Here is a 13,150-nt window from a genome sequence, read left to right as displayed (position 1 = left end):
CCCTCGCAGGCCGTGGGCTCCGCTGAGCCCACGGCCTCTGAGCCGAGAAATCAGCGGATCAGGCCGATCCGCTCATACACCAGATCAAGCGTGCGGTTCGCAACCTCATTGGCGCGCTCTGCGGCCCCCGCGAGCAGGCGATCAAGCTCAGCCGGATCCGCCAGCAGCTCCTCAGTGCGATTGCGCACCGGAGCGAGGCTCTCCTCGACAACCTCGACAAGACCCTTCTTCAGGTCGCCGTAGCCGCGGCCAGCATACTCGTCGACCACCGAATCGATCGTGCGGCCCGACAGCACCGAATAGATGGTGAGCAGATTCGACACACCGGGCTTCGCCTCGCGATCGAAACGCACCTCGCCGTCAGCGTCGGTGACCGCACGCATGATCTTCTTCTTCGTGACATTCGCGGGATCGAGCACCTTGATGAGCCCGGCCTCGCTCTCCGCCGACTTCGACATCTTGGCGGTCGGCTCCTGCAGGTCGTAGACCTTCGCGGTGCCCTTGGGGATCTGCGCCTCCGGCACCACGAAGGTGTCGCCGAAGCGCGAGTTGAAACGCGTCGCGAGATCGCGGGTCAGCTCGACGTGCTGGCGCTGATCCTCACCCACAGGGACGCTCGCGGCCTGATACAGCAAGATATCGGCGGCCATCAGGATCGGGTAGGTGAACAGCCCCACCGAGGCTGCGTCAGCGCCCTGCTTTTGCGACTTGTCTTTGAACTGGGTCATACGGCTCGCCTCGCCGAAGCCCGTGACAGTGTTCAGCACCCAGGCCAGCTCGGTGTGCGCGGGCACCTGCGACTGCACGAACAGCGTCGACTTCTCCGGGTCGATGCCCGCAGCGATGTATTGGGCTGCGGTGCGGCGGGTGCGGGCGATGAGCTCAGCGGGATCCTGCGGCACGGTGATGGCGTGCAGGTTCACCACGCAGAAGAACGCGTCGTAGTCTTCCTGCATCTTCGTCCACTGGGCGAGCGCCCCGATGTAGTTGCCGAGCTGCAGCGAATCGCTCGACGGCTGCATGCCTGAGAACAGGACGGGCTTCGTGGAAGTGGTGGGTGCGGTCATGGGGGCTTTCCTTGCCTTACAAACGAGAACGGATTCGGCGACTGCCGGAAGAACGAGGGGAAGATCGGGGGCGGATCGCGCCGCGCTGGGGCGCCAGGCCCACTCACGCCGAGCGAGGCCGATCTTCCTCTGATTTCGGTGTCAGAGCCGGTAGTCGGCGATGACGGGCGCGTGATCCGACCATCGGGTGTCGTAAGAGGGGTAGCGGTCGACCCGGTAGTCGGCGACGCGTTCGCCGAGTGCGGGGGTGACGACGTGGTAGTCGATGCGCCAGCCCGTGTCGTTATCGAAGGCTTGGCCGCGGTTCGACCACCAGCTGTAGGGGCCGTCGACCTCGCCGGCCCAGCGGCGACCCACGTCGATCCAGCCGTGGCCGGGGCCTTCGGAGCCGTCGACGCCCACGACGGTTTCGCCGCGCGGGCCGAAGAAGCGGTCGAAGTAGGCCCGCTCGCGGGGGAGGAAGCCGGATCGCTTCACGTTGCCGCGCCAGTTCTTGATGTCGAGTTCGCGATGGCCCACGTTGAAGTCACCCACGATGGCGACGTGCTCGCGCTCGTCGGCGAGCTCGTTCATGCGCACGCTCATCGCGTCGAGGAACGCCCACTTGGCATCCTGGCGGGGGGTGTCGACCTCGCCGGAGTGCGTGTAGTTGCTGACGACCGTGAGGGTGCTGTCGCCGAAGGCGAAGTCGGCTTCGAGCCAGCGCCCCGACGACTGCACGCTCTCCTGCGCGTCGAGGGCACCGAGGCCCACGCGGTGGGCGACGGCGGGGGTGCGGCTCAGAATGGCGACGCCGGCGCGGCCCTTGATGTCGCAGGGATCGTGCAGCACATGCCACCCGCCGTCGTCGGCTGCGGCCACCAGCTTCGCGATGTCGGCGTCAGCGGCGCGCACCTCCTGCAGCGCGACGATGTCGGCACCCGAAGCGTCGAGCCACTCGCCCATCCCCTTGCGGAAGGCGGCACGAATGCCGTTCACGTTGACGGATGCGACGCGCATGAAGTCAGCCATGCGCCCTAGTTTACGCGGCTCAGAACACCATCGGGCGGTCGTACTCGTCTTCAAAGGTGCCGCCGAGCAGGTCGACGTCGATGTCGCAGACGACGGGCACGTGATCGCTGGGGGAGTCGCCCTTGCGTTCATCGCGCTCGATGGAGGCCCCGGTGACCGCGTCGGCGAAGGTGCGAGAGCCCATGATGAAGTCGATCCGCATGCCCTCGTTCTTGGGGAAGCGGCCCGCTTTGTAATCCCAGAAGGTGAACCCCTCGGGCACGATGGGGCGCACCACGTCTTCGACGTAGGGTGCGAAGGAGGCGAACGTGGCCCGCTCTTCGGGTGAGACGTGGGTCGACGCACCCACGGTGAATGACGGGTCGCCCATGTCGGCATCGAGGGGAGCGATGTTCCAGTCGCCCATGAGCGCGAGGGGGAGATCGGGGTCTGCATCGAGCCAGGAGTGGGTGGCTTCGCGCAGCGCATCGAGCCAGCTCAGCTTGTATGCGAGGTGCGGATCGCCGAGCGCGCGCCCGTTGGGCACGTACAGGCTCCAAAGTCGCAGATCGCCCACGGTGACACCGAGCGCGCGTGCTTCGAGGGGCAGGCCGTTGGGCCCCACACCCTGCGTGTCTTCCTGCCCCTTCACGGGCTTGCCGAAGCCTGGCATGCCGGCGAAGGAGCGCTCGACGTCGGTCATCTCGTGGCGGCTCGCGAAGGCAACGCCGTTCCACTGGTTGAGTCCGTGGATCTCAAGCTGATAACCCGCCTGCTCGAACGCCTCAACGGGGAACTGGTCGGGGCGGCACTTGATCTCCTGCATGGCGAGCACGTCGATGTCCTCGCGCACGAGCCAGTCGGCGACGCGGCCGAAACGGGTGCGGATCGAATTGACGTTCCAGGTGGCGATGCGCATGGCCCCAGCCTAGCGGGGCGATTCGGGCCGGGGCCGATCCGCAATTCCAAGGGCCTGTTCAGTCGCTTCCGGTATTTTTGGAGGCTCACCATGACCGAGCGCGCCTGAAAACTGCGGCGCGCTCGACGAGGACGGGAAGTTGCATGGCCAAGAATCACGCTGCAGGTATCGGGCGTTCGAGCTTCGTGCGCCACGGGAAACTGCGCCGTTCGAATAGTTGGACGAACGCGATGCGGATCTTCCTGACGGCGGCGATCGTGGTCGCGCTGAGCGGCGTCGCGACCGTGGCCTATGCGGTGTGGGGTCTGGTGCAGGATGTGCGCACCGTCGACCTCGGCAACGAGGCTTCGGCGGAGCTCGTCGGTGCCGGCAGCCAGTCGTTCGACGGCCCGCTGACGATTCTCCTCGTGGGGTCTGACACCCGGGCGGGGCAGTCGTATCAGGATGGCGAGGAGGGCGAACTCAACGACGTCAACCTCATGCTGCACGTCTCGGCCGATCACAAGAACGCCACCGTTGTGAGCTTCCCCCGCGACCTGATGGTGCCCTTCCCCAGCTGCCCCGGCCCCGATGGTGAAGAGGGCTACTACTCCGCGATGAGCGAGCAGCAGCTCAACTCGGCCATGATGTACGGCGGTCTGCCCTGCGTGGCGCGAGTGATCTCCGAGCTCACGGAGATGGAGATCCCGAACGCCGGCCTCATCACCTTCGACGGTGTGATCGGCGTCTCGAATGCGCTCGGCGGTGTTGATGTGTGCCTCACGCAGCCGATCGTCGACCCGGCAACCGAACTCGACCTCCCTGCCGGAAACGTGACCTTGCAGGGCCGTGAGGCGCTGCAGTTCCTGCGCACCCGGCACGGTGTGGGCGATGGCGGCGACACGAGCCGCATCAGCAACCAGCAGGTCTTCATGTCGGCGCTCGTGCGCAAGCTGCAGAGTTCCGAAACGCTCTCCGATCCAGTGAAGGTGTACAGCCTTGCGAAGGCCGGCGTCGACAACATGACCCTCTCGAGCAATATGGCGAGCGTGCAGTTCATGCAGCAGGTTGCAGGCACGGTGAAGGACATCGACCTCGACCGCATCAACTTCGTGCAGTACCCCACCTTCACGCACCCCTACGAGCAGGGTCGCCTCACCCCCGATCGCGCGAGCGCCGATGCGCTTTTCCAGGTGATTCAGAGCGGGCAGCCGTTCGAGGTCACGGGTGTGGGCAAGGGTGTCGACGACGCTGCCGCCGGTGATGCTGCCGCCGAGGTGGACCCCAACACCGGTCTGCCGATCGACCCGGCCACGGGCTTGCCGATCGACCCCGCTACCGGCTGGCCGATCGACCCCGCCACGGGCTGGCCGATCGATCCGGCGACGGGCACGCCGACCGATCCCGCAACGATTGCTCCGGCCGCTGAGGGCCCGGTGCAGCTGCCAAGCAATATCACCGGGCAGCCGGCGAGCAAGCAGACCTGCTCGGGCGGTCGCACGGTCTATTGATCGAGGCCCGCGTCGCCGCGACACGCGCGTGCGACGCGGGATCCCGCGTCGATTTTCTATTTGCGAACAAGTAGTGCTATTCTCTAACGGTTGTCATCGCAAGGTGGCTTCGCCCCGATAGCTCAGTGGTAGAGCACTTCCATGGTAAGGAAGGGGTCGCCAGTTCAATCCTGGCTCGGGGCTCTGACTCTCTGGGTCATTGGCCGATATGGCTGAGTAGCTCAGCTGGTTAGAGCGCACGACTCATAATCGTGAGGTCGCGGGATCGAGCCCCGCCTCAGCTACGGAGAGTCACACAAAACCCCTGGTTCGCCGGGGGTTTTGTGGTTTCCAGTGACGTCAGGCTGGGCTCGTGGGGCGGTCGCCGACTACGCTGTGACGAGAGATCGCACCGCGGCACCGCCGGGGTCGCCGGCGGTCCATCCTCGACGAGACGGGCTCTCATGACCATCGACTACATCGCGGCGAACCGCGAAAACTGGGACGACCGCGCCGAACTGCATGCTGCCCGCGACGGCAGCGGCTATGAGGCGCAGCGTTACGTCGAGCAGCCAGAGGCGCTGTCCGACGTGGTGCGTTTCGACACGCCGCTTCTCGGAGACATCGATGGTCTGCGCGCCGTGCACCTGCAGTGCCACATCGGCACCGACACGCTCTCCCTCGCGCGGCTCGGTGCCCAGGTCACCGGGCTCGACTTCAGTGAGCGTGCCGTGGCTGAAGCGCGCCGGCTCGTGGCCGAAACCGGCGACGCCGTCGACTTTGTGCAGGCCGACGTGCGGGCAGCCGCCGAGGCACTGCCGAACGGCGCGTTCGATCTCGTCTACACGGGCATCGGCGCGCTCTGCTGGCTTCCTTCAGTGGAGGAGTGGGCGCGGGTCGTAGCCGCGCTGCTTGCCCCCGGCGGCTTCTTGTTCATCCGCGAGGGGCACCCGATTCTGTGGGCGATGGATGAGTCGCTTGACGATGACCTGCACCTGCGCTTCCCCTACTTCGAGCATGAGGCGCCCACGGAGTGGGACGACGACCAGAGCTATGTGCCCACGGCCAAGCCGGTGCAAGCGTCGAAGACGTACGAGTGGAATCATTCCCTCGGCGAGATCGTGACAGCGCTCATCAAAGCAGGGCTCCGCATCGACTTCCTCGTCGAACATGACAGCGTGCCGTGGGAGGCACTGCCCGGGCAGATGGTGCTCCGCCCCGGAGGGGAGTGGGCGCTCGCCGAGCGCTCGGGCGTCATGCCGCTCAGCTACACGCTGCGGGCGAGCAAAGCCCGGGTGTGACGCGCGCCGTCGCAGCTACCAGCCGAAGAGCTCGGCGGGGTGGGTGAGCCGCCACCACAGTTCTGGTTCCGTGACCGGGGCTGAGGCCACCACGGCGACCTCTTCCACGGGTGCGGGCGCTTCGACGGTGATCGTGCCGACCCGAGCCCCAGCCTCGCCGAGCGCCGCAACGTCGACGGTCGCGGCCCGCGTTGCCTGCTCGCCGGGCAACATCGTCACCACGCCGCTGCCGGCAGCGACAATCGGGATCCGCGCACCGTCAACGGTTACAGCCTCGGCGACCGCCGCGCCCTGCTCCACCACCGTGATGGCCTGGGGGAGCGTGTCGAGGGCGGAGAGCATGTCGCGGCCCGACTGCGCTCGGGCCGCCTTCGAATCACGGCCGAGCGTTACTGCCAGCTGCACAACCTCGCGTCCGTCGACGTCGACCTGCTGGGCGACGGCGAAGTTGAAGCCCGCGGCCGCCGAACGGCCCGTCTTCACGCCCACGATCCCCGGCATTTCGGTGATCAGCGGGTTCGTGTTCGCGACGACGCCGATGCCCCAGGGCATCTCAACCGATGCGGTGCTGGTGAACTCCGCAATGGTGGGGTTCTGCAGCGCCAGCCGGGCGATGCGCAGCGCATCCGCTGCACTGGCCATATTGCCCTCATCCATGCCTGTCGGCTCGACGAACTGCAGCGATTCCAGGCCGTGCCGCTGCTTCCAGTCGGCTACGGCGGCAAGGAAGGCGTCGTTGTCGCCGAAGGCCCAGTAGGCGTAGGCCGCGGCGTAGTCGTTGGCCGACGGCAGGAAGATGAAGTGCAGCATCTGCCGCAGCGTGACCTCGGTGCCGACGGGGATCGGGTAGGCGACGCCGTCGAGCGCGAGGTAGCCGTCCTGTCGTGCGCGATCCGCCTCCGTCCAGGTGTAAACCGGGCCGTCAGTGCCGGGCTCGAGCGGCTGCGCCTCCATGCACACCAGCACGGTGATCAGCTTGGAGATGCTGGCGAGCGGATAGGCCGTGGGGTCGTTCGACCAGGTTTCGTTGCCGTGCAGGTAGCCGATTGCGGTGGGCAGGTTCTGGGCATCGACGGCTGCCTGCGCGGCCGTGGGGTCTGCGGTCACTGCCGCACTGTCGTTGCCCGCGGTGAAGGCGGGGTGCAGTTCGATCGTGGGTGCCGGTAGCGGGGCGAGCGCGCAGGCCGCTGTGTAGCCGCCGGCGGCGAGGGCGGTGGCCGCGCAGACTGACAGGGCGATGATGCGGGCGCGGCGGGCCCCGGTGCGACTTCGGTTCACGCCTTCCAGCGTAGGGGCGAGGAGGGTGCGCCGGTGCCGCGGGGTGGCACGGGCGCGGCGGCATGCACAGGGGTAGCGCTGCAGACTGTGCCAATGCGCAGTGGAGCTGCCGAGCTGATCGGGCAGAATGGCCGTGATGGATCGCGGCGCTGCGCCCGATCCGGCGCTCGCCCACCGCTTCCGAGGAGGTCACCCATGACCGCACCCCACTCCGCCCTGATCGCAGGCTACGCCCGCACGCCGTTCACGCGTTTCACCGGTCAGCTCGCCTCCCAGCCTGCGACGGAACTCGGCGCGCACGCGGTGCGTGCGGCGCTCTCGCGGGCCGGGATCGCCGCCGATCAGGTAGATGCGGTGGTGGCAGGCCAGGTGCTGCAGGCCGGTGCCGGGCAGAACCCTGCCCGTCAGACGGCGGTGGCCGCGGGGATTCCGATGGGGGTGCCCGCGATCACGCTGAACGCGGTGTGCCTGTCCGGCACGGAGGCCGTGTCGCAGGCGGCGCGGCTCATCGCGGCGGGCGAGGCCGATGTGGTGGTGGCTGTGGGGCAGGAGTCGATGTCGCTCGCGCCGCACGTCATTCCGCTGCGAGCCGGCACCAAGTACGGCACGGCCCAGCTCGTCGACACCGCCGACCATGACGGACTGACCGACGCTTTCGACCAGGTGGCGATGGGCGCGCTCACGGAAGACGGCAACACGCCGCTCGGGCTGACGCGCGAGGAGCAGGACGCCTTCGCTGCCGAGTCGCACCGCCGCGCGGCCGAGTCGGCTGAGTTCTTCGCGGGTGAGATTGAGCCCTTCACAGTGGTGTCGCGGCGGGGCGACACCGTGGTCTCGGCCGATGATGGCATCCGCGCCGACACCACGTCCGAGACGCTTGCGGGCCTGCGGCCAGCCTTCGCGAAGCAGGGCACGATCACGGCGGGCAACGCCTCCCAGATCACTGACGGCGCTGCGGCGCTGGTGCTCGTCAGCGAGGCCGCGGCGAGCCGCCTCGGGGTGACCCCGGTGGCGCGCGTCGAGGCGACCGCGTTCGTTGCGGGGCCCGATACTCAGCTGCACTCGCAGCCGGCACGCGCAATCGCTGCGGCGCTTGCGAAGCTCGATGGCGTGACCGCCGATGATCTTGCGGTTGTGGAGATCAACGAGGCCTTCGCCGCTGTGGGTGTGCAATCCACGCGCGAACTGGGTGTGGATCCTGCGATCGTGAACCGGCATGGCGGTGCGATCGCGCTCGGCCACCCAATCGGGGCTTCGGGCGCGCGCATCGTGGGCACGCTTTCGCGGCAACTCGCAGAGCTCGGCAGCGGATCGCTCGGCGCCGTCGGCATCTGCGGCGGCGGTGGGCAGGGCAGCGCCGTCGTGCTCAGCGCGGTCTGATGCCAGAACCGAAGACCATGCGCTCGCGAGCGAGCAGCAGCCCCGCGCAGAACTGCAGGCCGACACCGGCGAGTATCACGAAGAGCGGCGGAACCCAGCTCCCCGTCGCGCCGTAGAGCACCCCGAACAGGACAGGCCCGACAGCGGCGATCAGGTATCCCACGGATTGCGACATGCCAGATGTTGCAGCGGCCGTCGCAGCATCTGTCGAGCGCTGAGCCATCAGTGTGAGCGACACCGTCAAAGCGCAGCCTGCTGAGAAGCCCGAGAGAATCAGCCATGCCAGCAATGCGGCGGGTGCGAGGATGAGGCCCACAGCACCGGCGGCCGCGATGACGGGCAACAGCACCGGGAGGACTCGCCGCATTGCTCCGCGAGAAATAAATGGCGCGGACAATGAACCGAACATGCCGCAGACGTGGAACACCATTACATGGAGGCCCGCTGTCACGGGATCCGAACCGCGTGAGAGGTCGAGCGGTGCAAGCCAGGTGGCCCACACGTAGAAGGTCGAAGACTGGGTGCCCATGTACACCGCGATGCTCCAGGCGACAGGATCGCGCCAGATGCGACTGCCCAACCGTGAGGCCGTACCCGGGGAGGGCTCGCCCTCAACGGTGGCGGAAACGCTTGTCGTCTCGCCCCCGCCGCGGTGCTGCGCCCGGCGAGTCGCGACTACCCACATCACCAGAGCGGGCGGCACCATGGCCCCTGTCGTGAGCAGGGCGATCCGCCAACCCACAGGTTCACCCGAGGCCATCGATGCGTGGGAGATCGGCGCCACCATGCCGGCTCCAACCGCAGCGGCCCCGCTCAGCAGGGTCGAGTAGGCGCCCATCACCAAGGGCACACGCCCCCCGAAATCCCGCTTGATTGTTGCGGGCAGGAGCACGTTGGCGACGGCGAGTGCGGCGCCCACGAGCGCGGTACCCAGCCAGATATTCGCCTGTGGGCCAGGCAGTGAGCGCCAGACCGTGCCGAGAGTGAGCGCCGCGAGTGAGCCCGCCACCGCGGCGTTCGGACCGATTCGTGCTGATAGCGCCTGTGCGGCTGGTGATACGACGGCCCAGGTGAGCAGCGGGATCGAGGCCAAGAAACCCAGAGATGCGGGCGTGACGCCCTGATCCGCCGCGATTTCATCGAGCAGTGGCCCAACGCCCGTGATCGTCATGCGCATGTTGACGGCGACCAAGCAGACCGCTACGAACAGCAGCGCCCAAGGCGTGCCAGAGACACGGGCATCACGTTGAGCGTTCACCACGCGACACTATCGCAAGGAACTATCGCGGGTGAGAAGCGGCCCCTGCCCGGGGCCGCCGACCGCCCCTAGTCGAGGCAGCGCACCCGCACCGACAGGCAGGTGGGGCAGCCCTCGAGCTTCTCGTACTCGGTGATGGCGACTTCGGTCACGGAGTAGCCGAGATCGCGCAGCATCGCCGCGGTCTGCGGTGCCGACGCCGAGATGAGCAGTTCGGAGTCGCTGAGGCAGACCACCGCGGTGCCGTGCGGTTCGGGCACGGGCAGGAAGGCGGGGAAGATGCCGGGGTTGTCGACGAAATCGGGGTAACCGATCACGGTGCCATCGGGGAGGGCGGTGACGGCGGTCTTCAGGTGCAGCACCTTCGTGACTGGCACGGCCACGACCCTGCCGCCGAGCGGGGCGAGGATGCGACGCAGCTGCGCGATGCCCTCGGCATTGGTACGGCCGCCGCGACCTACGTAGACGGTGTCGTCGACCTTCAGCACATCGCCGCCGTCGAGGGTGCCTGGTGCCTGAATCTCGACAACGGGGCAGCCGAGCGCTTCGAGGGCGCGTCGGGTGCCGGCGGTTTCGGGCTTGCGGCTGTCGGCACCGGGGCGCGAGATCACGGCCACGTTGCGGAACATCACCACAGTGTCTTCAATGAAGACGGAGTCGGGGCAGTCGTCGGCGGGATCGACCTCGACGGTCTGCCAGCCGTGCTGCTGCAGCGCGGCGACGTAGCCCCGCCACTGCTCGCGCGCCGTGTCAAGATCGACGGCGACCTTCTCGATGTGGTCGACGATTCCGTCGTCGAGCAGGCTGCTGGGCTGGCGCACGAGGGCGATCTTCGACATGGGTGGGCTCCTCCGAGGTTGGGGCGAATCTCTCACAAGGCTAGCGGTCGCGGGTGACGCCCTGCGTGAGCCGGCTCTGTCGCCTGGCTCTTTTCGCCGGGCGGGGCCGGATTGCGCAGGCCGTGGCGGGTAGGGGACGAAAGCGATCCGCCGCAATCCCTAGCGGAATGTCGCACCCTCAAGTAAACTTGAGTCATAATCACTCAAGTTTGTGGCTGCCCGGATCGGGTCGCCGCAGCCTGCTGAACCAGAAGGGATCCAGATGCAAGCAAACTGGCAGCCCGCCCAGGGCGAAGAAGGGCAGTCCGCCCTCGAGCAGTTCGGCGTCAACCTCACGGAAGTCGCCCGCTCGGGCAAGCTCGATCCGGTCATCGGCCGCGACAGCGAAATCCGCCGCGTGAGCCAAGTGCTCACCCGCCGCACGAAAAACAACCCCGTGCTCATCGGCGAACCAGGCGTCGGTAAAACCGCCGTCGTCGAAGGCCTCGCCCAGCGCATCGTCGCCGGCGATGTTGCCGAATCGCTCAAAGACAAAGAACTCATCTCCCTCGATATCTCCGCGCTCATTGCCGGGGCGAAATACCGAGGCGAGTTCGAAGAGCGCATGAAAGCCGTGCTGCAGGAGATCAAAGACTCTGACGGCAAGATCATCACCTTCATCGACGAACTGCACACCCTCATGGGCGCAGGCGGCGGCGAATCCTCTGTCGCGGCCTCCCAGATGCTCAAGCCCATGCTTGCCCGCGGCGAACTGCGGCTTATCGGTGCCACCACCCTCGACGAATACCGCGAGTACATCGAGAAAGATGCGGCCCTCGAACGACGCTTCCAGCAGGTCTACGTCGGCGAGCCGAGCGTCGAAGACACCATCGCGATCCTGCGCGGCCTCAAAGAACGGTACGAGGCACACCACAAAGTGACCATCGCCGACTCCGCCCTCGTCGCCGCTGCAAGCCTCTCGAACCGCTACATCACGGCCCGGCAGCTGCCCGACAAGGCGATCGACCTGATCGACGAGGCGGCCTCGCGTCTGCGCATGGAAATCGACTCGGCCCCTGTGGAGATCGACGAACTGCGCCGCGCCGTCGACCGAATGCGCCTCGAAGAGCTCGCGTTGAAGAAGGAGAAAGACGCCGCCTCGAAGGAACGCCTCACGAAACTGCGCGACGACCTTGCCCAGAAGCAGCGCGAACTCGACGGCCTCGAAGCGCGCTGGGAGCGCGAGCGAGCCTCCCTGAACCGCGTCGGCGAACTGCGCGAGAAGCTTGATCAGCTCGGCATGCAAGCGCAGGTCGCACAGCGAGAAGGCAACCTCGAACGGGCCTCCCGGCTGCTCTACGGCGAGATCCCCGTCATTCAGAAGCAGCTCGCCGAAGCCGAGCAGGCCGAGCTCGCCGACGAAATCGACGGCGAGCCCCGTATGGTCAACGACCAAGTCACCGACGAAGATATCGCGGGCGTCGTCGCTGCCTGGACCGGCATCCCCGTCGGCCGTCTGCTGCAGGGCGAGACGGAGAAGCTGCTCGCACTCGAAAGTGAACTCGGCAAGCGCCTCGTCGGGCAGACGGACGCGGTGCGCGCGGTCGCCGATGCGGTGCGGCGCACGCGGGCAGGAATCGCGGATCCCAATCGTCCGACCGGCTCCTTCCTCTTCCTGGGGCCCACCGGTGTAGGCAAGACCGAGCTCGCGAAAGCGCTCGCCGAGTTCCTCTTCGACGACGAGCACGCCATGGTGCGCATCGACATGTCCGAGTACGGCGAAAAGCACTCGGTGTCACGCCTCGTGGGCGCCCCTCCGGGCTACGTCGGCTACGAGCAGGGCGGTCAACTCACCGAAGCCGTGCGCCGGCGCCCCTACTCGGTGGTGCTGCTCGACGAGGTCGAAAAAGCGCACCCCGAAGTGTTCGACGTGCTGCTGCAGGTTCTCGACGACGGTCGCCTGACCGACGGCCAGGGCCGCACCGTCGACTTCCGCAACGTGATCCTGATCCTCACTTCGAACCTGGGCTCGCAGTACCTCATCGACCCCGATCTGCCGTGGAGCGAGAAGGAGTTCGGGGTGCGCGAGACCGTGCGCCGGGCGTTCAAGCCCGAGTTCATCAACAGGCTCGATGAGATGGTCATCTTCCGGCCGCTGTCGGAGGTTGATCTGGCGCATATCGTTGATCTCTCGGTCGACAGGCTGCAGGCCCGGCTCGCCGATCGCAGGCTCACCCTCGGCGTCACGCCCGAGGCGCGGGCGTGGCTCGCGTCGCGCGGCTACGACCCGATCTACGGTGCGCGCCCGCTGCGCAGGCTCATGCAGCATGAGATCGACGACAGGCTCGCGAGGGCGATCCTCTCTGGCAGTGTGCATGACGGTGACGCGGTGCGGGTGGACGTGGCCGCCGGAGGTGACGCGCTCACGCTTGAGAGCGCAGGCTCGGTGCCGTCGAGCGGCGTGCCGGGGGCTGGCGGGCCTGGTGGGTCTGGCGGCTCTGGCGATGACGATGTGATCGAGGCCGAACTCCTCGATTAGCCTCCCTGCTTCCCCTGTCCCTTCGGGCGAAGTTCAGGCCGTGCATCGCAGTACAGACTGAGGCTGACGCTGAAACGCTCAGCATGAGTTGCGATCCACGGCCTGAACGCAGGCCGGGTTCGGGGCGAAGA

The 13,150-nt window shown here is 67.2% G+C and carries 10 protein-coding genes and 2 tRNA genes; 6 read left to right on the top strand and 6 right to left on the bottom strand.

The window, feature by feature from the left end:
* Positions 1 to 50 precede the first annotated feature (50 nt).
* From trpS to WFI54_RS08130, 3 genes are all read right to left on the bottom strand, one after another.
* On the bottom strand, positions 51 to 1,067 hold the full coding sequence (gene trpS, locus WFI54_RS08140) for a tryptophan--tRNA ligase (protein ID WP_336652293.1): 1,017 nt from the start codon (positions 1,065 to 1,067) through the stop codon (positions 51 to 53).
* A 141-nt stretch (positions 1,068 to 1,208) separates the two neighbouring features.
* Positions 1,209 to 2,078: an exodeoxyribonuclease III gene (locus tag WFI54_RS08135; RefSeq protein ID WP_336652292.1), complete on the bottom strand. Its 870-nt coding sequence runs from the start codon at positions 2,076 to 2,078 to the stop codon at positions 1,209 to 1,211.
* Between the two features lie 19 nt (positions 2,079 to 2,097).
* Entirely contained in the window at positions 2,098 to 2,976 is an 879-nt protein-coding gene (locus tag WFI54_RS08130) for an exodeoxyribonuclease III (protein ID WP_336652291.1), read from the bottom strand.
* Positions 2,977 to 3,119: 143 nt separating this feature from the next.
* Here WFI54_RS08130 and WFI54_RS08125 point away from each other — a divergent pair, with 143 nt between their 5' ends.
* From WFI54_RS08125 to WFI54_RS08110, 4 genes are all read left to right on the top strand, one after another.
* Positions 3,120 to 4,466: an LCP family protein gene (locus WFI54_RS08125; protein ID WP_336652290.1), complete on the top strand. Its 1,347-nt coding sequence runs from the start codon at positions 3,120 to 3,122 to the stop codon at positions 4,464 to 4,466.
* A gap of 111 nt (positions 4,467 to 4,577) precedes the next feature.
* Positions 4,578 to 4,649 (top strand) — tRNA-Thr (locus tag WFI54_RS08120).
* 27 nt (positions 4,650 to 4,676) lie between these two features.
* Positions 4,677 to 4,750 (top strand) — tRNA-Met (locus WFI54_RS08115).
* A gap of 159 nt (positions 4,751 to 4,909) precedes the next feature.
* Positions 4,910 to 5,746: a class I SAM-dependent methyltransferase gene (locus WFI54_RS08110; protein WP_336652289.1), complete on the top strand. Its 837-nt coding sequence runs from the start codon at positions 4,910 to 4,912 to the stop codon at positions 5,744 to 5,746.
* A gap of 15 nt (positions 5,747 to 5,761) precedes the next feature.
* Here the strand turns inward: WFI54_RS08110 and WFI54_RS08105 are convergent, their stop codons facing one another.
* On the bottom strand, positions 5,762 to 7,024 hold the full coding sequence (locus tag WFI54_RS08105; protein WP_336652288.1) for a D-alanyl-D-alanine carboxypeptidase family protein: 1,263 nt from the start codon (positions 7,022 to 7,024) through the stop codon (positions 5,762 to 5,764).
* A 195-nt stretch (positions 7,025 to 7,219) separates the two neighbouring features.
* Here WFI54_RS08105 and WFI54_RS08100 point away from each other — a divergent pair, with 195 nt between their 5' ends.
* The gene (locus WFI54_RS08100) at positions 7,220 to 8,404 is read left to right on the top strand and encodes an acetyl-CoA C-acyltransferase (RefSeq protein ID WP_336652287.1); all 1,185 of its coding nucleotides are present in this window, start codon (positions 7,220 to 7,222) and stop codon (positions 8,402 to 8,404) included.
* Here the strand turns inward: WFI54_RS08100 and WFI54_RS08095 are convergent.
* Positions 8,391 to 9,662 (bottom strand): MFS transporter, encoded by a 1,272-nt coding sequence (locus WFI54_RS08095; protein ID WP_336652286.1) that lies wholly within the window; start codon positions 9,660 to 9,662, stop codon positions 8,391 to 8,393. The two genes, WFI54_RS08100 and WFI54_RS08095, sit on opposite strands and share 14 nt — an antisense overlap.
* Before the next feature lie 68 nt (positions 9,663 to 9,730).
* Positions 9,731 to 10,501, bottom strand: coding sequence for a dimethylargininase (gene ddaH, locus WFI54_RS08090; protein ID WP_336652285.1), 771 nt, complete (start codon positions 10,499 to 10,501; stop codon positions 9,731 to 9,733).
* Between the two features lie 262 nt (positions 10,502 to 10,763).
* Here ddaH and WFI54_RS08085 point away from each other — a divergent pair, with 262 nt between their 5' ends.
* Positions 10,764 to 13,019, top strand: coding sequence for an ATP-dependent Clp protease ATP-binding subunit (locus WFI54_RS08085; protein ID WP_336652284.1), 2,256 nt, complete (start codon positions 10,764 to 10,766; stop codon positions 13,017 to 13,019).
* The last annotated feature ends 131 nt before the right edge of the window (positions 13,020 to 13,150 follow it).

The sequence above is a fragment of the Leucobacter sp. MMO-125 genome (assembly GCF_037148395.1).
In the GTDB taxonomy this organism is placed as follows: Bacteria; Actinomycetota; Actinomycetes; order Actinomycetales; family Microbacteriaceae; genus Leucobacter.
Note: the sequence above shows the minus strand (reverse complement) of the source record. Positions and strands in the feature narration are given on the sequence as shown.